This window comes from Mesotoga prima MesG1.Ag.4.2 (genome assembly GCF_000147715.2).
GTDB classification, from domain to species: domain Bacteria; phylum Thermotogota; class Thermotogae; order Petrotogales; family Kosmotogaceae; genus Mesotoga; species Mesotoga prima.
The window spans coordinates 768,310-789,057 of record NC_017934.1 but is presented as its reverse complement, the minus strand read 5'-3'; the positions used below and the strand labels follow the sequence as shown (position 1 = coordinate 789,057).

18 protein-coding genes, 2 tRNA genes and 1 other annotated feature are annotated in these 20,748 nt (G+C 45.4%); all 20 genes read right to left on the bottom strand.

Features of this window, described 5'->3' with window-relative positions:
- Window positions 1-4 precede the first annotated feature (4 nt).
- Complete coding sequence (locus THEBA_RS03815) at window positions 5-4,699, bottom strand: DNA-directed RNA polymerase subunit beta' (RefSeq protein ID WP_014730510.1); 4,695 nt, start codon at window positions 4,697-4,699, stop codon at window positions 5-7.
- A 40-nt stretch (window positions 4,700-4,739) separates the two neighbouring features.
- Window positions 4,740-8,264 carry a DNA-directed RNA polymerase subunit beta gene (gene rpoB, locus THEBA_RS03810; RefSeq protein WP_014730509.1) on the bottom strand — a complete coding sequence of 1,175 codons (3,525 nt, stop codon included), beginning with the start codon at window positions 8,262-8,264 and terminating at the stop codon, window positions 4,740-4,742.
- 105 nt (window positions 8,265-8,369) lie between these two features.
- A complete protein-coding gene (gene rplL / locus THEBA_RS03805; protein ID WP_006492415.1) occupies window positions 8,370-8,756 on the bottom strand; it encodes a 50S ribosomal protein L7/L12 in 387 nt (128 codons plus the stop codon).
- Window positions 8,757-8,777: 21 nt separating this feature from the next.
- The gene (gene rplJ / locus THEBA_RS03800) at window positions 8,778-9,320 is read right to left on the bottom strand and encodes a 50S ribosomal protein L10 (protein WP_006492414.1); all 543 of its coding nucleotides are present in this window, start codon (window positions 9,318-9,320) and stop codon (window positions 8,778-8,780) included.
- A 7-nt stretch (window positions 9,321-9,327) separates the two neighbouring features.
- Window positions 9,328-9,446: a sequence feature (ribosomal protein L10 leader region), on the bottom strand.
- Window positions 9,447-9,457: 11 nt separating this feature from the next.
- On the bottom strand, window positions 9,458-10,156 hold the full coding sequence (gene rplA / locus THEBA_RS03795) for a 50S ribosomal protein L1 (protein WP_014730508.1): 699 nt from the start codon (window positions 10,154-10,156) through the stop codon (window positions 9,458-9,460).
- A 12-nt stretch (window positions 10,157-10,168) separates the two neighbouring features.
- Window positions 10,169-10,594: a 50S ribosomal protein L11 gene (rplK, locus tag THEBA_RS03790; RefSeq protein WP_014730507.1), complete on the bottom strand. Its 426-nt coding sequence runs from the start codon at window positions 10,592-10,594 to the stop codon at window positions 10,169-10,171.
- 54 nt (window positions 10,595-10,648) lie between these two features.
- Window positions 10,649-11,716 (bottom strand): transcription termination/antitermination protein NusG, encoded by a 1,068-nt coding sequence (gene nusG, locus THEBA_RS03785; protein WP_014730506.1) that lies wholly within the window; start codon window positions 11,714-11,716, stop codon window positions 10,649-10,651.
- A gap of 25 nt (window positions 11,717-11,741) precedes the next feature.
- Window positions 11,742-11,948: a preprotein translocase subunit SecE gene (secE, locus tag THEBA_RS03780; protein WP_006492410.1), complete on the bottom strand. Its 207-nt coding sequence runs from the start codon at window positions 11,946-11,948 to the stop codon at window positions 11,742-11,744.
- 35 nt (window positions 11,949-11,983) lie between these two features.
- The gene (gene rpmG / locus THEBA_RS13965; RefSeq protein ID WP_014730505.1) at window positions 11,984-12,151 is read right to left on the bottom strand and encodes a 50S ribosomal protein L33; all 168 of its coding nucleotides are present in this window, start codon (window positions 12,149-12,151) and stop codon (window positions 11,984-11,986) included.
- A 29-nt stretch (window positions 12,152-12,180) separates the two neighbouring features.
- A tRNA-Tyr gene (locus THEBA_RS03775) sits at window positions 12,181-12,267 on the bottom strand.
- A 16-nt stretch (window positions 12,268-12,283) separates the two neighbouring features.
- Window positions 12,284-12,359, bottom strand: a tRNA-Thr gene (locus tag THEBA_RS03770).
- A 99-nt stretch (window positions 12,360-12,458) separates the two neighbouring features.
- On the bottom strand, window positions 12,459-12,692 hold the full coding sequence (locus THEBA_RS03765) for a DNA-directed RNA polymerase subunit omega (RefSeq protein ID WP_006492408.1): 234 nt from the start codon (window positions 12,690-12,692) through the stop codon (window positions 12,459-12,461).
- Window positions 12,682-13,305, bottom strand: coding sequence for a guanylate kinase (gene gmk, locus THEBA_RS03760; RefSeq protein WP_014730504.1), 624 nt, complete (start codon window positions 13,303-13,305; stop codon window positions 12,682-12,684). Before gmk ends, THEBA_RS03765 begins: the two co-directional genes overlap by 11 nt.
- Window positions 13,302-13,601 (bottom strand): DUF370 domain-containing protein, encoded by a 300-nt coding sequence (locus THEBA_RS03755; protein ID WP_014730503.1) that lies wholly within the window; start codon window positions 13,599-13,601, stop codon window positions 13,302-13,304. Before THEBA_RS03755 ends, gmk begins: the two co-directional genes overlap by 4 nt.
- Window positions 13,602-13,613: 12 nt before the next feature.
- Window positions 13,614-14,486: a YicC/YloC family endoribonuclease gene (locus THEBA_RS03750; RefSeq protein WP_014730502.1), complete on the bottom strand. Its 873-nt coding sequence runs from the start codon at window positions 14,484-14,486 to the stop codon at window positions 13,614-13,616.
- A gap of 57 nt (window positions 14,487-14,543) precedes the next feature.
- Window positions 14,544-15,668, bottom strand: coding sequence for a cysteine desulfurase family protein (locus tag THEBA_RS03745; RefSeq protein ID WP_014730501.1), 1,125 nt, complete (start codon window positions 15,666-15,668; stop codon window positions 14,544-14,546).
- The gene (gene ligA, locus THEBA_RS03740; protein WP_014730500.1) at window positions 15,668-17,665 is read right to left on the bottom strand and encodes an NAD-dependent DNA ligase LigA; all 1,998 of its coding nucleotides are present in this window, start codon (window positions 17,663-17,665) and stop codon (window positions 15,668-15,670) included. Before ligA ends, THEBA_RS03745 begins: the two co-directional genes overlap by 1 nt.
- Window positions 17,652-18,020, bottom strand: coding sequence for a holo-ACP synthase (gene acpS / locus THEBA_RS03735; RefSeq protein ID WP_014730499.1), 369 nt, complete (start codon window positions 18,018-18,020; stop codon window positions 17,652-17,654). Before acpS ends, ligA begins: the two co-directional genes overlap by 14 nt.
- Window positions 18,017-20,323: an endonuclease MutS2 gene (locus tag THEBA_RS03730; protein WP_014730498.1), complete on the bottom strand. Its 2,307-nt coding sequence runs from the start codon at window positions 20,321-20,323 to the stop codon at window positions 18,017-18,019. Before THEBA_RS03730 ends, acpS begins: the two co-directional genes overlap by 4 nt.
- Window positions 20,304-20,738 (bottom strand): SoxR reducing system RseC family protein, encoded by a 435-nt coding sequence (locus tag THEBA_RS03725; RefSeq protein ID WP_014730497.1) that lies wholly within the window; start codon window positions 20,736-20,738, stop codon window positions 20,304-20,306. The genes THEBA_RS03730 and THEBA_RS03725 overlap by 20 nt, the downstream gene beginning before the upstream one ends.
- Between the last annotated feature and the right edge of the window lie 10 nt (window positions 20,739-20,748).

The window sequence follows — 20,748 nt, the reverse complement described above, 5'->3', positions numbered from 1 at the left end:
CAAATCAGGCCAACTCTTCTTCCTGGTACTGTGACGGAACAACCGCCTCTTCAACCTGAAGATTGGCGTACATATCAAGACCAGTTCCGGCAGGTATGAGTTGCCCTACAATGACGTTCTCTTTCAACCCTTGTAAGAAGTCAGACTTGCCTGCAACGGAGGCCTCGGTCAGAATCTGAGGTGTCTGCTGGAACGACGCGGCAGATAACCAGCCTTCACTCTCAAGAGACGCCTTCGTAATCCTTAGAAGCTTTCGCTTGAACTTAATCGGGTCCTTCGGCATTATCTGGATGTTCTTCTCGGGAATTACCGTATCGGGATTGAAGTCGTCTACCAGCTTCTGATAATGGTCCTCATCGACGTCATATATCAGTATTTGCTTTATACCGCCTTTGAGAATCTTCTCCAGAAGCTCTTCACTTATCGGTTCTGCCTCGGCCGCTATCTTCTGTATCTTTCCATCTTCGTCTTCGCCAAGGACCCTTCTTGCCAGCCTTTTGCCGATCACGTATTCTCTGTTCTCTCCAACTCTGCTGTTGGCTTCTTCTATCGATTTGTTTATCTTTCTAATCTCTACAATGTCCAGCAGATCACCAGGCAAAAAGTCCGTGTCACCTGGGTCTGTCACTTCGACCTTAGAAAGCATCTGCCGAATGATTAGCTCAAAGTGCTTGTCGTGAATCTCAACTCCCTGTTCGGCATAGACCCTCTTTATCTCGGTAAGCAAATACAGAGCAGTCTGAACAAGGCCAAGCTTTTCCATTAGTTTCCTAGGTCTAACAGTTCCCGTGGTAATTGCCTCTCCCTCAGTGACCTTGTCGCCTATCTCTATCTTCGGTTTGATGTTTGAGGAAAGATCGTATTCGCTGATACCTCCGGTCTTTGTTTCTATGTAGACCTTTCGTCTACCCTTATCATCTGAGACGAGATCCTTAACGAAACCGCCATCTCCCTTTTCTATGAAAAGCGCTTCGGGGTCCTTGAGTTTCTTTCGGGCCTCAAACAGCTCTTCAGCCCTCGGAAGACCTCTGGTTATGTCTTGCCCGGTCGCGATTCCACCCGTATGGAATGTCCTCATCGTCAGCTGTGTGCCGGGTTCACCGATTGACTGGGCAGCAACTACACCAACGGACTCTCCGACATTGACTATTTCATGGTTTGAAAGATCCATTCCGTAACACATGGCGCACACTCCGTTGTCGGATTCACACGTCAGAACAGATCTTACCTTTATTGTGGGTCTAACAAATACCTTCTCGATTTCGTTTTTCTGAAGATTCTTGGCCGTAAGCTCGTCGATTTTCTCTTGATACTTGACAAGCATCTCTTTAGAATCGTTCTTTATGGGATCGCCTACAAAGATCTGGTTGACACAGGGAAATGCGACTACCTTTATCTCCTCAATCTCTGAGTTCTTAAGCTGATGCAGAAGGTCACTGCCGATATGAGTTCCTTTCTTGTATTCCTTGTCATTAATCTTAATATCTTCATCAAGCTCTGTGTAGTTAATCAGCCTCGTTACCTTCGCGATGCTGAGAACCTCTTCACGGGCCACTTCAACCTTTGCCTTATAACCAGAGAGGAATGCTGCATCTTCATCTCTGATCATCGTATCTCGGAAGTATTCCTTTCCCGTTTTCTCGTTCTTAAGGACTTTTCCTGTCAACGGGTTGATGACATCGGCTGCAAGAACTCTTCCGAAGAGGAATTCTTCCAGTTTCTCGATCGTTACCCCGTCGGCCATGAGTTCTACTGCCTCAATTCCCTCATGAGTCCCGCAGTTGGGCGTTGTAACAGTAATCGTTTGCGAAACATCTACCAGCCTTCTAGTAAGGTAACCTGCAAAAGAGGTCCTGAGAGCCGTATCGGCAGAACCCTTTCTAGCGCCGTGAGTAGAAGTGAAGAACTCGAGCTCGGTAAGACCGTCTCTAAAATTCGACTTAATCGGCACTTCAATAGTCTTCCCGGATGGATCGGCCATAAGACCTCGCATGCCGGCCAGCTGTTTGAGCTGGTCAATGTTGCCTCTGGCTCCTGAGTCGACCATCATGTAAATCGGATTGAATGGATACTTCTCGAACTCCGTGTATGTCTTTTCCATTATCTCCTGAGTGGTATCCGACCAGATTCTGATTATCTCTTCGGTTCTTCCTTCTTCAGTTAGGAATCCCGACTTATACAGGTTCTCGATCTGATCTACCCTCTCCTGCGCAGCCTCTATAACCTTGTCTTTCTGAGGATATACAACTATATCGTTAATGGATATTGTGAGACCGGAAGTGGTTGCATAATGGAACCCGAGCGACATCATATCGTCCAGAAGGTCTGCCGTTCTATCGATTCCATATTCGTGGAAACAGTCGTAGATCAACTTCTTTATGGCTTTCTTGTTGAACTTCTTCATGTAGTCCCTAAGTTTTTCGGGTACTATTGTGTTGAAGATTATCCTTCCAACCGTTGTAAGCGTCAGTTCTCCTGACGAGGGGTCGAGTTGTACTAGAATGGGATCGTGGAGAGAAATATATCCAGAGTCGTATGCCAGTAGAGCCTCTCCAGCAGATGAGAACTTCCAATCGACCCATTCAAGAGCCTTTTCTCTCACTTTTCTTCTTGCTTCTACTTCCGAAATTTTCTCATCTTCACGGAGTCTTGCATCGTAATCCATGATCTCTTTTTCTTTCTTTTCATATTCGTGGTCAACGGTCGTGAGATAGTAAACGCCAACGATTATGTCCTTTCCAGGCATCGAAATAGGCTTCCCGCTGGCAGGGGAAATCACGTTGTATCTGCTGAGCATGAGGAACTTTGCCTCTGCCTGCGCTGCTGCCGATAGTGGAACGTGGACAGCCATCTGGTCTCCGTCAAAGTCTGCGTTGAACGGTGCACAGACAAGCGGATGAAGCTGAATAGCGTTTCCTTCAACGAGTCTGGGTATGAACGCCTGAATAGATATCCGGTGAAGAGTCGGTGCTCTGTTAAGAAGGACAGGATGTCCCTTTATAACATCTTCAAGGACTTCCCAGGCTTCCGGCATTTCCTTTTCTATGATTGTTTTCTTGAGCTTTCTCGCTGTCTTACTTGATTCGCTTCCATGGAGAAGCTTTGATAGAACAAAAGGTTTAAATAGCTCCATAGCCACTCTCTTGGGAATTCCGCACTCGTGGATCTTCAGATCGGGTCCGACGACGATAACCGCTCTACCCGAGTAATCTACTCGCTTTCCAAGCAGGTTTCTTCTGAATCGTCCCTTCTTGCCCTTCACCAGATCGGTGAGCGATTTCAGTGGACGTCCAGATTTGTCGGATACGGCCTTCCCTACCCTGCCATTGTATATGAGTGAGTCGACTGCTTCCTGAAGCATCCTCTTTTCATTTCTGATTATTATGTCGGGAGCACCTATCTGCAGTAGCTTCGCAAGCCGATTGTTCCTGTTAATGACCCTTCTGTAGAGGTCGTTGAGGTCGGTGGTGGCAAACCTTCCACCCTCTATCTGAATCATAGGACGTAGGTCCGGCGGGATTACCGGGACGACGTCCATAACCATCCACTCGGGTTTGTTGCTTGAAGCTATGAAGTCTTTAACATATTTAAGCCTTCTGAGAAGCTTCAGAGCTCTCGCACTGCTTTTGGGGATGGTCTTCAATTCATGTTCTATAGCTACCTGAAGCTCTTCCAGATCTATACTCTGCAGCAACTTCTTAATCGCAGCAGCTCCGTAATCACAGGTTACCTTTCCGGGATAGAGCTCTTTGTAGGCCTCATATTCATTTTCTATGAGGACTTCACCGATACTTCTCCCAGTCTCCTCAGAAACAGTGGGATCAATCTCAGTGATTATGACTATTGGCCTATCGCTCTCTGTATCCGTTTCCACTTCGAATTTCCCGGGATAGTACTCATCGAAGATCTTGTACTCCGTTGCCGAAAGGACTTCATCTTCAAAAAGGAATCTGTCGGCAAGAGTATCACCCTTATGGACTTCATCGTCATTCTGGACGTATATAAGCGAGCCTTCGAAGACAGGGTACTTTTTTTCTATTCCCGTTTCGTTTGTAACGACTACCCAGTTGAGCTCTCGCTCGGTACTGCTGTCAAGTCTTTCTATCCTGACTTTCCCGTCGATATCCGTTGTAACCGGTCCGTGGGGAGCCTTCACCTTGTAACCCTGCTCGACTTCGAAACTGAGCTTCTTCGTGTATATCTCGTACTCCGTCTGGTACATCGTCATACCTGGAAAGAAGTCGGTATCCTTCGGGTCGGTAACTACATACAGCCTTTCGATTACCCTCTTCGATCCATAATAGATGATGTTCTCGAGATCCTTCGCAGGAATGTTCAGAAGCGAAGAAAGAACACTGGGTGCACTCTTCAAGTACCAAACATGTGTCACAGGAGCGGCCAACTCAATGTGGCCCATTCTTCTTCTGCGTGCTTCTTTAGATTCGACTCTGACGCTGCAGCGTTCACATACGGTACCCTCGTACTTCTTACCCTTGTACTTGCCACATGTGCACTCGTAGTCTTTCGTCGGTCCAAAGATCTTCTCGCAGAAAAGCCCGTCCCTCTCCGGTTTGAAGGTACGATAGTTTATCGTCTCGGGTTTCTTCACTTCCCCGCTTGACCAGCTCCTAATTCGTTCCGGTGAGGCGATATCGATTTCCAGTTTGTTGACCTTTCTTTTGTATGTGCTTACTGGCATCTGCTTCCCTCCTTGAGGGGTAGCTCCCTTCTATTGATTCTCATAATTTGTCCACATCCAGCTCGACATTGTTTTGATCGAAAACCTTAACGTCGAGTGAAAGTCCCTGTAGCTCTTTAATAAGGACCTTGAAACTCTCCGGAATCCCGGGTTCCGGGATGTTTATCCCTTTAAGTATCGCTTTGTAGACATCGTTTCTTCCCTTGATGTCGTCCGACTTAATTGTCAGCATTTCGTTCAGAGTGTGAGCTGCTCCATAAGCTTCGAGCGCCCAGACTTCCATCTCTCCAAACCTCTGCCCTCCGAAGTGAGCTTTCCCGCCAAGGGGTTGCTGATGAATGAGCGAGTAAGGCCCGGTAGATCTGGCATGTATCTTATCCTTTGCTATGTGAACAAGTTTAAGCATGTACATGACTCCCACAACAATAGGATAGTCGAAAGGATTGCCGCTTCGTCCATCTCTCAGAGTGACTTTACCGGTCTTCAGATCCTCACTGTCTCCGTCCTCAAGGCCAAACCTCTTTCTCGCTTCGTAGAGTTCGGTCATGATTTCTTCTTCAGTAGCTCCATCAAATATTGGAGTTGCAAAATAACGATTAGTGAGCTTTCCAAGCCATCCTAAGTGGGTTTCTAGAACCTGACCAACGTTCATTCTTGATGGAACTCCCAGAGGTGACAGAACAAGCTGAATTGGCGTCCCGTCTGGAAGGAATGGCATATCCTCCTTCGGGATAATATTCGAAACGACACCCTTATTGCCGTGTCTACCGGCAAGTTTATCACCCACATCGAGTGGCTTTCTGATGCCGACGAAAACCTTCACAAGCTTGTTAATGCCGGAACCCAGTTCGGATACCTCTTCCTTTTCGAATACCTTTACATCTATTACTCTGCCTTCGACGCCATGAGGAAGTTTGAGGGATGAATCCTTGACGTCCCTTCCTCTGTCTCCGAAGACTGATCTGATTATCTTTTCTTCGGGAGTGGTTTCAGACTCGCCTTTGGGAGTGACTTTGCCAACTAGAATGTCTTGAGAAGTCACATAAGCTCCGATCCTAACTATACCGCTCTCATCAAGGTTTTTCAGTGATTCCTTCGAGACGTTCGGGATATCTGCAGTAATTTCTTCTGGACCAAGCTGAGTGTCTCTGGCAATTGTTTCGTACATTTCGACATGTATGGTTGTAAAGGTGTCGTCTTCCAGTAGCTCCTGATTGACAAGAATAGCATCTTCGAAATTGTATCCTTCCCAGGGCATGAAAGCCACAAGCACATTCTTTCCAAGAGCAAGTTCTCCCATTTCAGTTGATGGGCCATCGGCAATCGGAGTTCCTGTCTGGACGATCTCGCCAACGGAAACTATTGGTCTCTGGTTTACTGCCGTGTCTTGATTTGTTCTTACGAACTTGTGCAACGTATATACGTCTTCTATAGGCTTCCCTCTCTCGTCGAGTTCTGGCTTGCCCTTTTCATCTATTCTCTGAACGATTATTCTTCTTCCGTCTACACTAACCACCTTTCCTCTGTGCTTAGAAAGAACCACGTATCCCGAGTCTCTCGCTGCAACTCCTTCCACACCGGTTCCCACAATTGGTGCCTCGGCCTTGACAACAGGCACGGCCTGCCTCTGCATGTTAGACCCCATGAGGGCTCTGTTCGCGTCGTCATTTTCAAGGAAGGGTATCAAAGATGTCGAGATAGAGACTATCTGTTTGGGCGAAACCGACATGTAATCGACTTCCTCCCTGTTAACATATCTCACTTCACCTGCATATCTAATCTCGACATTTTCATCGACGATATTACCCTTTTCGTCCATATCTACAGTGGAATGAGCGATATTGTAACGCTCTTCTTCATCTGCGGCTAAATATACAATATCGTTAGTAACGGCTCCTTTCTGAACCTTTCTGTACGGAGTCAAAAGGAAACCGTACTTATCTATCTTTGCAAAGGTCGCCAATGAAGTCATCAACCCGATATTGGCACCTTCGGGGGTTTCTATTGGACACATTCTCCCGTAGTGCGAGTGATGGACATCACGAACCTCGAATCTTGCGTGTTCTCTCTTAAGTCCACCAGGTCCAATAGCAGACAGTCTCCTCTTGTTAGTCAGTTCGGCAAGAGGATTAACCTGGTCCATGAACTGAGAAAGCTGACTTGTCGCAAAGAACTGATGAAGCGTAGTCATTAAAGTTCTTACGTTAACAAGGCTCTGAACAGAAATCTTGTCAAACGATGTGTATATTGTAAGCTTTTCTTCCAGAAGCTTATGTATTTTTATGAAAGCCTTCTCGAACTCAGTTTCCATGAGCTCACCGACTGTCCTCACACGCTTGTTTCCAAGATGGTCCTTGGTGTCAAGCAACTCCGGCCTGCTTTCAATCTCGGTCAGATGTCTTGCAGCAAGAACGACATCAAGGACAGTGAGAATAGAGGATTCTTCTGAGTAATCTGTATCTTTTGAGACTTTCTTTCCTTCAACTTCCTTTAGATAGTCCTGGTAGACCTTCTTCAGCCTGCTGTTTACCTTGTACCTTCCTACATCGGAAAAGTCGAAGCGATCAGGGCTGAAATACAAATTGGCAATGTAGCTCTTTGCGGCATTTATTCTTGGAATTTCGCCAGGCCTCAGTTTTCTGAAGAGCTCTATATAAGCGTCGTCCTCAGTCATACCTTCGCCGTATGTCTTCTGCAAAGCATTGAACGTTTTCATTGCAATTGGAAGCGGCATCTTTATGGTCTTCACATCTGCTTCAATTGCTCTAGCAATAATCTCTTCGGTTAGCAGTGTCCCTTTTTCTGCAATCAAATCACCACCAGGCGTCTTTACGTCCTCTAGGATCATACTCCCCACGTTTGCGAGCAATTCATCTTCGTCAGACCCGTCGTATTCGTTTTCGAAAAGCCTCAGAAGGTCAAGGTCGTTTTCATAACCCAGCGCTTTCAAAAATACGAAGAAGTTTAGTTTCCTTCTTCTGTCTATCCTTGCCTGCATGATCTGCTTGTTGGGATTCAAGAGAATTTCGTACCAAGCTCCCTTAACGGGAAGGAAGTGAGCTACATAGATTGGCAAAGAACCAGAAACTGCCTTTGTAGGCTCATCCACGAAATAAACGCCTGGAGACCTTACAAGCTGATTAACAATTACCCTTTCAGCGCCGTTGATTATGAAAGAGGCGTTATCAGTCATATATGGCAAGTATCCAAAGAAGGCCTCTTCCTCTTTGATCTCTCCAGTGTAGAGGTCAGTGATTCTTACCGTTACATAAAGTGGAACCGAATAAGTGAGACCCTTGTCTTTGCACTCCTGAATGGAATGCTTTGCCTCACCGATTCTGGTTGCTACAAAATCCAGAGAGAAGCCTTTCTCGCCCTTCTTAAGGTCCGAACGCTGGATCTGCGACTTGATGGGTGAATACTTCTTCAGAACATTCAGAAGACCTTCATTGATAAACCACTCGAAGGAACGAGTCTGGATCTCAATGAGATTCGGGATTTCAAGAGGTTCATACACTCTTCCAAAGACCCACCGCTCACGTTTGCCAAAATTGGCCTTTCTCATTAGATCACCTCTCGTATGTTTGAGCACACCAAACCCACATCAGAGCGTCTCCCTGATGTGGGTATATTTATTATACAGACAATATGTAACCAGACAATTGCTCAATTACTTCAGTTCGACTTCGGCGCCAGCTTCTTCGAGTTGCTTCTTCAATTCTTCTGCCTCCGCCTTTGGAAGGTTTTCCTTTACAACACCCTCCGGTGTTCCAGCCTTTTCCACAAGATCCTTGGCCTCCTTGAGTCCGAGTCCAGTTATTGATCTTACTACCTTGATAACATCGATCTTCTTTGCACCAAAAGACTTCAAAACTACCTTGAATTCTGTCTGCTCTTCTTCTTCCTCTGCTGCCGCCCCACCATTTGCAGGAGCTGCCGCAACTGCAACTGGAGCCGCCGCGCTCACTCCAAATTCCTCTTCAAGGGCTTTAACAAGATCTGAAAGTTCTGCCACTGTCATTTCTTTTATTGCGCTTATAAGTTCTTCCTTTGTCATCTTACCACACCTCCGCGTGAATCATTCAGCTTTTTTATCCTTTATCGCATTCAAAGCATACAGGAACTTTGTTAGCACTCCATTCAGAGTATAGACAAAACCGGTAATTGGGGCAGCAAATCCGCCTACGACCATGGCGATCAACTGCTCTCGAGACGGCAGCTTTGCGAGGTCTGAAGCCCGGTCACCTGTGAAGAATCTTCCTTCAAGATATCCAGCCTTTATTAGCGGAAGAGTCTTGTTATTCTTATTGAAGTCGGTGATTATCTTTAGGGCCGCGATAGGATCTACATCCTCAACAGTTAGCACTGCCGTTGTACCGCTTATCGAGTCCTTCCATTCGCTTTCTTCGAATCCGGCCTTGTTAAGAGCGAGTCTTACCAGCGTATTCTTTTTTATCGTGAACTGAGCTCTCTCTTTGTAGTTTTCATAGAGCTTGTCTCTAAAAGTAGTTATGTTCTCTACTTTCATGCCTTTATAGTCCGCGAATAGAATCAATGATGAATCCTTGTAAGCTTTTGTAAGACTCTCGACGATTTCTTCTTTTCTCTCTCTTGTTAGCACTTTCGCACCTCCTTTCAGAAAAGCGGCCCCAAAACGAGGCCGCAGAAGGGCAGATCTTCTACACGCCTCGGTAGGTGGCTTACGCTCTTAAATACCTACTGTCTCTGGCATTGAAAATATATCTCAGTTTAGACTAGTTATTTCTCGGTTTCTCTTGCAAAATCGACTTTTATACCTGCACCCATCGTTGTGGTCAGGAATACCCTCTGCACAAATCTCCCCTTGGAACCAGCCGGTTTCATCTTCATAATCTGATTGAGTGCAGAGACGAAGTTCTCGCGCAGTTTTTCCTTGTCAAAAGACTTCTTCCCTATGGGAAGATGAAGATTTCCAGTCTTGTCGTTCTTCACTTCTAATCTTCCCGCCTTGAAACCCTTAACGGCATCTTCAACGTCAGCGGTCACTGTTCCAGCCTTGGGTGACGGCATTAGTCCGCGTGGCCCTAGGACTTTTCCAAGTTTTCCAATATCTCTCATCATGTCCGGAGTTGCTATTGCAACATCAAAATCAGTCCAACCACCTTGAATCTGCTGAACAAGATCATCTGATCCTACAAAATCCGCACCACACCGTTTTGCAGTCTCAGCCTGTTCCCCCCTAGCGAAGACCAAAACCCTGACGTCTTTCCCGGTGCCATTTGGCAATGCAATCGTTCCCCTAACCTGCTGATCAGATTTTGCGGGGTCGATGCTCAACTTCAAATGCATCTCGACTGTCTCGTCGAATTTCGTCGGTGGAAAGTTTTTCAGTAAATCTATGCTCTCGTCCACTGAATAACTAACGTTTCTATCAACGGACTTTCTTGCCTGAATGTACCTCTTTGATCTAACCGGCATTCAGATCCCCCCTCAACCTATTATTTCGATGCCCATATTACGGGCTGTACCTGCAATTATCTTTGCAGCGGCATCGACTGTTCTGGCATTGAGATCGGGCATCTTAATCTTAGCAATTTCCTCAAGCTGAGCACGGGTAATCTTACCTACTTTGTCTCGATTGGGGACTCCCGAGCCTTTCTGAATACCCGCAGCCCTGAGTAGCAAGAAGCTTGCTGGCGGGGTCTTGAGGATGAAACTGAAGGATCTGTCTGCGTAGACAGAGATAATTACTGGAAGCACCATACCGGCCTTGTCGGATGTTTCCGCATTGAACTGCTTACAGAAACCCATAATATTCACTCCATGCTGACCGAGAGCCGGTCCAACAGGAGGTGCCGGTGTAGCCTTTCCCGCTTCAAGCTGGAGCTTGATTTGGGCTATCACTTTCTTAGCCATATTTGCCTACCTCCTTGTGGTCAACGGGCTTAGCCCTCCCACTCTTTCTCAGAATCAAACAATCTTTTCTACCTCAGATAAACTGAGAATAACCGGTGTTTCTCTTCCAAATATGCTGACAACAACCTTAAGTTCCTGTCTGTCCGGATCTAGATCCGTTACCTTTCCAACGAAATCTTCAAATGGGCCAGAGTTTATCCTTACAACTTCGCCAACGTCAAATTCGACTTCAATCTTTACCGGCCCGCCCATGTGTTCTTCATACTCTTCAATGCCAACCAATCTAAGAAGAGCCTTGATTTCCTTTTCCTTAAGTTGAACGGGTTGACCGCCAACTGAAACAAAATTGACTACGTTCGGAGTATTCTTGACGAGATTCCATGTTTCCTCGTTCATTATCATTTCAATAAAAACATATCCGGGATAAAGCCTTGTCCTGGTTATTTTGAAGATCTTGATCTCTTTGCGTCCTGGAAGGTCGGAGATCTCTACTCTACCTTCCGTCTTAGAGAATATTCTCCTCGTCTCGCCAAACATCTGACCACGCTTCACATGGTTGCCTTTCTTTGCGACTTTGGCGTCATAGCTATCCGGATGAACGAGATAGACGTCTTCTTCTCCGTTCTCTTTGTCGACAACAATCCGTTTCATCTTCTGCGTATAGACGATCTTTCCGTCAAGCTCACAGAAATATTCACCCTGCTTTGCCAGAGGCATCCCTTGCCTTATTCTTGCGCCCGCCTTAATCCCGGTCTCTATCTTTGCGCTCTCAGGAATGTAGTAAGTCTTTGTGTAACGCCTGTCGGCAGTTTCAATGAATATCACGCGATAATTCTTGACTTCAGCGACTGTACCATCATTCTTGACCTTTATCTCAACTTCTTCGGCGACGGGATCCCCCTTGGCCACATCTTCATTGTCCTTAACGAGAAGCCTTGCGTTTGCGGGAACTATGTATTTTTCTGCCGCGACATTCGTTCTATCAAGCTTCGTCTCCTCTGGAACTAGGATTTTACCAAACATGTGCGAAAAACCGAAAGACTCTATCTTAATCTGAATTGCCTCTCTGATAGAGTTTTCAAGGCCTGAGTATGTTTGAATTATGAACCATTTCTTTCGCACAATTAATCACCAACATCGAACAGCATTAAGCGGCGCCTGTCAAAAAATTCAAAAGTGATCCGATCGCATTAGTGAAGAGAACATCTAGAAGTGCTAAAAATGCACCTACTGCAATCAGTATGACGAGCACGGCACCGGTAGAAGAGATCATCTGCTCCCTATTAGGCCATGTCACCTTCTTAACTTCGTTCTTCACTTCGGAAAGGAACTTCCAAAACTTTGCCTTGGCCATGGGATTCCTCCTGACTCAGTTGAGCCGACTCAACCTTACTTGGATTCTTTGTGCTCGGTATGTTTCCTGCACTTTGGGCAGTATTTACTCGAGTCCAATTTGTACTTTTTTTGGCGGTTCTTGAACCTGTAATAGTTTCTAGTACCACACTCGGAACACTTCAATGTTACAAGGACCTTATTTCCCTTTGTTTTCTTTGCCATTGCATGCACCTCAACAGTAGCAAAATTAATGGTGGTAAGGGGTGGGTTTGAACCACCGAAGGCGTTCCGCCAGCGGATTTACAGTCCGCCCCCTTTGACCACTCGGGCACCTTACCACCGATAGTTAACCTATGGAGCCAACGAAGGGACTTGAACCCCCAACCTGCTGATTACAAATCAGCCGCTCTTCCGATTGAGCTACGTTGGCCCGACGCACGATACCTATTATATCTAATCACTTTATCCCTGTCAACAACTCAAATAAAGAATCTCTTTATCTGCGAAGCGAGTCCACGCTACTAATAGTTTACTTAACCTTCGGGACGAGAATCATTAGCATTTCTTCATTTCTTATTCTAATGTAGCCTTCTTCAAGTTCCTTCAGGGCTATCGTGATCTTATCCCCGGCAGCCCTTACAGTAGAAGGATCAAGCTTCGGTCTACCGAAGTCCTCCAGATCCTCCGCCCTCTTGGCAGCGGCTACTGGAATAGCGTACTTGTGCCTTATTCTCTTAAGAAGCAAATCGTAATTAATTATCATATGTTTTCTCCTCAAACAAGAATCTTTCTCCCTTTTCTCTGACCATTCTATCAACACGCAACCTTTCGGCGGTGATGATTGCTTCAAATTGACTTACCGAATGCTTTAAATTATCATTAATAACGAGATACTGAAAGTTCTTCACCTGTTCAAGTTCCCATTTTGCATCTTCGAGCCTTGTTCTTAGAGATTGAGTGTCTTCTGTTCCCCTTGACTGAAGGCGACTGATCAGCTCTTCGTAAGATGGCGGTGCGACAAATATATAGACGGCGTCTCGGAGTTTGCTCATTAATGACATGGCCCCCTGAATGTCCACATCAAGCAGAATATCTCTGCCCAAATCTACGCTCTTGCTGACCTGATGTCTAGAGGTCCCATAATAATTCCCATGGACTTTTGCCCATTCTAAAAACTCATCTTCTTTCTGAAGTCGTTTGAATTCCTCCGGAGTGACAAAAAAATAATCCTTTCCCTGAACTTCCTCAGGCCGTCTTTCCCTCGTAGCATAAGAAACTGAAAAGTCGAGATTATTGTTGGATCGGAGTACTTCTCTGAGTATCGAGGTTTTTCCGGCCCCTGAAGGACCGCTCATCACAAAGACTATACCTTTCATTCTTCGAAATTCTGTCCAGAAACTCTGATATCTTCCAGAAGCTTCTCGATATCGCTGAAAGTCTGCATAAATCTGGAAGCAATTGTCTCGGGCTGAATCGCAGAAAGTATTATGTGATTGCTATCAGTTATTACAATCGCTCTGGTCTTTCTTCCATATGTAGCATCAATCAGTTTTCCTTCGTCCTTCGCAACTTCCTTCAACCTCTTCAGTGGCGCCGATTCGGGGTTCACTATCGCAATGACTCTGTCTCCGATGATAACATTCCCGAACCCGACGTTAATGAGTCCGTACAAGTGAAACACCTCCTACTCTATGTTCTGAACTTGCTCCCTAATCTTATTTACTAGCGTCCTTCCTTCAACTGAGAGATTTGTTATGGCCAGCTTCTTTGACTTTGAAGCAATTGTCGAGAGTTCACGATGCATTTCCTGACAGATGAAATCGAGCTGCACACCGCTTTCCTTCTCAGAAGCCATGACTTCTCTAAATGATTCAATGTGTGAGATAAGCCTTACAATTTCCTCAGAAATATCTGCCCTTTCTGCAAGGAGCGCCACCTCTTGCTCCAGTCTGTTATCGTCGAGCTGACTATCAGAAATCTGCTCTACCTTCTTCTTCAGAAAGTCACGATAATAGAGAACCATATCCTTAGAACTATCCTGCAGTTCCCTTCCAATGGACTCGAGCTCGCACAGGTATTCATTCAATGCTGAGGCGAGATTCTCACCTTCTCTTTCTCGATCACTGTTGAGGACACTAATTGCCTCCATTAGGAGTTCTTCAATTACACTCCAGATTTTCTTCGCGAGATCTTCCGATGGCTTGCTTCGCATAATTTCTTTGAACCTCGCCATTGAATCAACAGTCACGTCCCCCGCAAGCTCAAAGCGCTCTTTTATTGATTTCAAGGAGTTATAGACAGAGGAGGCTATTCCGAAATCTGGTTGAAGAAGATCATCACTGTTGACCAGAGAAATATCGATTCTCGCCCTTACAGTTCCCCGCTTGAGATTCTCTTTAATAACCCTGGTAACATTCATTTCAAGCTCAGAGAAAGCATCTCCTATGTTCACATCCACGTTCAAGTACTTTGAATTGACTGTCTTCAACTCAACAAATACATTTACTTCGCGAACGGTCTTCTCGACCCTCGCAAATCCGGTCATGCTTCTGAGCAATTATTATCACCTCAAAGGCGTTTAGGTCAAACTACAGTCAATTATAACCGTTTGTGGCTAAAATTTCAAAAGAGGAACCGTTTTCTTCAGTTTTTCTATCAGAAACGCCACATCTTCCTCGGTCGTGAACCGTGACATGCTGATCCTAATTGAACTGGAGGCAAGTGAGAAATCAAGTCCCATAGAATCGAGAACGTACTGGCCTCCATCTCCTCTAGAAGAACATGCCGAAGAAGTACCAACAAAGACACCTTCTTCAGAAAGCGCATTAACCAGAACCTCGGATCTGATTCCTGCGAAAGAAGCGTTGACTGTATTGGATATAGAATTTTCCGGTGTATTCACAACTCCATCTAGTTCCTCAACGGTTTCTTTTATCCTATGCTGATACTCTCTCAACCTGGAAGATGACTCTTGTGTGCACTCAACGGCTCGCTGCAAGGCTGTAGCGGCTATAACTGCACCGGGGACGTTCTGTGTTCCCGAACGCATTCCCCTCTCCTGACCGCCACCGGTAATTAATGGTCTAATGGGCGTTCCCTGCCTAACATAAGTGACTCCGACACCTTTAGGGCCATGAAACTTGTGCGCAGAAAAAGAGGCATAGTCACAGAAGCAGCTAACGAAATCAATAGGGATCTTCCCAATCGTTTGAACGGCATCCAGATGAAAGAGGACGTTTCGTCTCCTAAGCTCTTCGCCAATCTCCTCATAGGGCTGAATAGCGCCGGTTACGTTATTTACTGCCATCAAGGAGACAAGAAAAGTCTCCTCGTCAACCTCGTCGAGAAGCTTTGCAACTTTGACAATTCCGTTTCTCTCGGGTCCGACCGTTCTATAATCAATGTCTGAGCTTGCTTTTAAGTCTTTCAAAGTATTCAGAACTGCTTTGTGTTCGATCGATGTAGTAACGATTCTCTTCCTTCTTCCTTTGAAAAGAACGCTGGATCTTAGAATCCAGTTAATGCTTTCCGTTGCGCAAGAAGTGAAATAGATTTCCCTAGGATCTGAAGAAAGCGAGCGGGCAATCTTTCGGCGTGCTTCCTCGAGGTACCGAGCCTCTCTTAGCCCAAAAGAGTGCATGGAATTCGGATTAGCATACTCTTCGACGCACAGTTTTGCGAATCTCTCTGCGAGATCACTTTCCATTTTGGTAGTGGCATTGTTGTCGAAATAACGCATTAGGATTTTATCATCTCCTCGAAATCTCTTTCATCAATGATCTTGATTCCGAGGTCGCGCGCCTTCTGTTCTTTTGAACCGGGATTTTCACCCAAGAGCAAGAAATCGGTATTCTTTGAGACCGACGAAGCAACTTCTCCACCAAGTTTGATAATCTTCTCCTGTATTTCCTTTCTAGAGTATCCCGGAAGCGTTCCCGTAACCACAAACTTCATTCCCTTCAACGGTTTTGACCCAGGTGAATCTTCGTCCTTAATGTTAACGTATTTCAATAGCTCCTCGACCTCTTTTTTGACTTCCGGAGAAGAGAAGTACCTTTTGATATCTTTGGCCAGCTGCTCACCGATGCCTGAAACGTTTCGCAGTTCCTTTTCGTCTGCAGAGACAAGTCCACGAAGACTGCCAAAGTAGTTCGCAAGATCTTTTGATGTCTTTGATCCCACTCCTGGAATACCCAGGCCGGTTATCAGCTTGAAGAGGGGATTGCTCCTGCTCTTCTGGATGGCTTCAATCAGATTGCTTGCCGTCTTCTCACCAATGCCCTCTCCTAGACTAAGAAGATCATCCTTGTTAAGCTTATAGAGATCCGATGGGTTTTTCACAAGGCCCGCCTCAACAATTCGCTCGACCAGTTTCTCGCCCAGTCCCTCGATATCCATCGCATCCCTGGAACAGAAGAACTGTATTCTTCTGCTTAATTTCGCTGGGCAGGTGGGATTCAGGCACTTCAAAGCAACATCCTCTTCTTTCTCTCTCCCCACTTCTCCGCCACAAACAGGACATCTAGAAGGCGGGGTTATCCTTTTTTCTTTACCCGTCCTCTTTTCCGGAATACTTCTAACGATTTGCGGGATGATCTCTCCAGCTTTTTGGACTATTACTATGTCAAAGAGTCTTATGTCCTTCTCACTAATAAAATCGAAGTTGTGCATGCTTGCTCTCTTTACAGTAGTACCTGCAAGTTGAACTGGTTCGAGCTCAGCAACCGGTGTTATCGTTCCAGTCCTGCCAACTCCGAAGGTAACCTTGATCAACTTTGTCATAGCCTGCTCGGCAGGGAATTTGAACGCTATAGCCCATCTAGGTGCTTTTGTCGTGTATCCTAATTCCTCCTGAGCATAGAGATCGTCAACTTTTACTACCGTGCCGTCTACTGCGTAATTGAGACTAGATTTCGACTCCGACCATTTCTTCCAAAACGCTATCACACCATCTGTACCTTCAGCTAATTCACTGTTTGGCTCAACTCTCATGCCGATACTCTTCAAGAATTGGAGCTGTTCGTTCTGACTTTTCAGTTGAAGCTTTGATGGCTCAACGACATGATAAAAGAAGGCATTTAATCGTCTCTTCGCGACCTCTCTGGGATCGAGTTGTCTCAGAGTTCCAGCCGCCGCATTCCGAGGATTGGCAAAGACCTGAAGTTCACCTTTCGAACGAGCTCTGTTGATCTCGTAAAATACATCCTTTGGAAGATAGACTTCACCCCTCACTTCAACTGAAAGATCTTGCCTGAGACGCAAGGGAATAGATTTAATAGCCCTGATATTCTCGGTGACATCCTCTCCGACGAAGCCATTTCCTCTTGTAGCACCTCTTACAAGAAGGCCATTATCGTACTTCACTGAGATTGAAAGGCCGTCGATCTTCAACTCGCACATATAGCGTACTATCTCGATTTGGAGCTCTTCCCTTACTCTTCTGTCAAACTGAAGCACTTCCTCTTCCGAGTATGTGTTATCGAGAGAAAACAGTCTATATTCATGAACTACTTCCTTGAAAGAAGCAACGGGTTTCAAACCAACTCTAATGCTTGGCGAATCAGGCGTTTTAAGCTCAGGGTACTGCTCTTCAAGATCAATGAGTGTTCTAAGAAGGTTATCGTATTCGGAATCAGGGATTTCGGGATCGTCCAAAACGTAATACCTGTAAGCATGATAATCTATTTCCTTTCTCAACTCGTCGATTCGCTTTCTAGCTTCTTCAAACGTTATCATTTTGATCCCTCCCGAAAAGAATAACAATCGAGACCGCGTACTCTCGTTCATGGGATATGCTTACTGTAAGGTCAGAGTTCTTTATCAATTGCTTCAGTTCATCGGACGGAATCGGTCTCCCTCCTTCATCAGTGAGAAACTGAATCTTGGAGAATTCGATGTCTTTTCTACCAAGAGCCTTTACAAAGGCTTCTTTAGCCGCAAAACGACCGGCGGCAAACTCCATTCTCCTCCGTTCTCCGCCTAGAGAATCATAGATAACTTTTTCATCTTTACCGAGAATTCTTTGTGCTATAGATTCAGTCATACGAGAGATTTCTACTATGTCGATTCCTGTTCTAATATTCAGGTTCAAACCTCCACAACTGTCACACCGCTTCCGCCTTCTGAGGGTGTTCCGATCCTGAAACTCTTCACCTCTTTTGAACGCCTAAGGTAAGCCCAGACACCTTCGGCAAGTTTGCCCGTCCCTTTCCCATGAATTATGTAGCCTTGTTTCTTCCCGCTGGCTTTTAGCATCTGAAGAAAATCATCAATGAGAATTGGAACATCCTCAGTGATATTGCCTCGAATATCTATCTCCTGGCTCGAGTTTCCACTATCTAATTCAAACGAAGACATTTCTGATTCGACTACCGGTTTTCCGACCAATCGGACACGTGATAACGGAACTTTCAGGGTAATCTTACCCGAATCTATCACTACCCTGTCACCATCTATTTCGCTAACGATCCCTTCAGCTCCGCTTTCCAGAAGCTTAACTTTGTCGCCAACTTCCGGAATCTGAGAATCGGTTTTTTCTGGATAAGATGCCCCAAAATTCCTGACCTCTCTTCTTAGGTTGTTAAGTCTCTTCACAGCTTCAACTTTCTCTCTTTCACCGGGAGCCCTTGAAAGGCTTATAGCCATCTCAACATCCTTAATGATCGATTCCAGCTTTTTTTCCAGTTCATCGATTTCCTTACTTACTTCTCTGTATCTCTTCTCCTTTATCATCGATAATTTTTCTTCGAACTCCTTTGTCCTTCCTTCTAGTTCTCTTTTAGTTTTGCCGAGATCTCTTCTTTCCTCTTCCAGTAAAGATCTCTCTCTATGGAGCTTTCCAATTACAGCTTCGAGATCTCTAGCTTCACTATCGATATAGGAGCGGGCTCTATCAACTATTTCTTGTGGGAGGCCAAGCCTGCTCGAGACTTCAAGAGCATTTGAAGAACCGGGAATACCCATTAATAAACGATAAGTAGGTTTAAGAGTGGATATATCGAATTCAACACTGGCATTAACAACATCGGGACGCTCCATTGCATAAAGCTTGATTGGGGTCAAGTGAGTGGTAAGGATCAGCCTGGATCTCTCCAGAAGTCTTTCAATGATTGCTATTGATAGAGCCGATCCCTCAACGGGATCGGTACCTGCACCCAACTCATCGAGCAAAACCAGCGAATTTTCATCGGCGTTTCTAATTATTCTGATTATTCTGGATATGTGTGATGAAAATGTACTCAAACTCTGCTCAATCGATTGCTCGTCTCCAATATCGGCGAATAGTCTACTAAAGAGTGGAATCTTCGACAACCCATCTGCAAGAACAGGAAGACCGCATAGCATCAAGAGGACCGAAAGACCTATCGTCTTCATTGCAACAGTCTTTCCTCCAGTATTCGGTCCGGTAATAAAAACACCGTTAACCCCTTCTTCCATGGTGAAGGTGATCGGTACCACCACTTCATCATCGATCAACGGATGTCTCGCATCTTTAAGAAGAAAATGTCTTGAAGGGGACGGCTCTATGAAGACACCCCGTCGACTCTTTGAGTATCTACATGCTGCGTAAAGACCGTCAAGAACGCCAAGTGCCTCAAGCGAAGGCTCAAGCCTTTCAAATGTGCTAAAGAAAAGAGTCGTCAATTCTCTCAGTATCCTTCTGATTTCCTCCTCTTCCCTGGATAACAGAATCCTCATAGAATCATTTAGAGTGATAAGCTCCTGAGGCTCGAAATATACCGTCGCACCGCTACCGGAGGCACCATGAATAACACCTTGATGCTCATTCTTCTTGCTCGCCGAAAGCGGCAAGACATAGCGGCCTTCTCTGGTCAAAATAAGACTATCAGTTAAGCTATCTTTGTATCTGTTCATTATTGAATCAAGTCTTCCCCTGAGGTTTCTGTTAAGGTTTTTCAGTTCGTTCCTGATTTCTTTTAGTAAAGGAGAAGCATTATCCTTGATCTGACCATCCTCAGAAATCTTCTTTCTTACCTCACCTATAAAACCACGTTCGCAGGATAGAAGAGCGGCAACCTCATAAACTGCGGGGAAATCTGGAGAGACCCGATCGAAGAACTCTCTTAAACGGCAAACGTTATCCATAGTCACGGCGCTTCGGAAAAGCTCTTCGCCACCAAGGCTGAATCCGCGTTTCACTTTTGTAATATAGTCGCTGAGATCGTGAAAAACCGTGAAAGGCGGTTCCCCTTCCCTAAGAAGTATTTCGTTAAACTCACTAGACCTTGTGTATAGAATTTCTGCGTCCTCAGCCTTAGGTCGCAGAGATTTCACTCTCTCTTTGCCGTATTTGGAAGTTGCCTTCTGAGCGATGTCAGCAAGAACTGAATCGAATTCCAGCAGCCGGATCGAATCATCGAACAATGAATCCATCGGGCAGTTCCACCTTTCTGACAATCTTTGGCATCAGTTTCTCTCTGTTCTTTCTATCGTAGAGTGCGATTAAGGCATAGACAACGGCAATAGAAGCAAAGGCAACTACAAGAGCCAATCCTTCAGACTTCAAGACCATATTCATTACTATCAAAGTAACGAGAAAGACTGCCAACGGAATACCGTAAACTATCATGGATACTCTAGTAGCACTCATGTTGCTCATCTCAATCTCAACGGTGTCACCTGGATTAACCTCCACACCGTTATGCAAAGCCCTTATCGTAATCTTTTTGTCGCTCGAAGAAATACTGCAACTGCTCCTTGATCCGCAAGTAGAACAGGCCTCTGTACGAGCTTTTTCAAGGAGCACGACATCTCCCTTAAGCTCCTTCACAATAGCTAACTCTCTCATGTCCACCTCC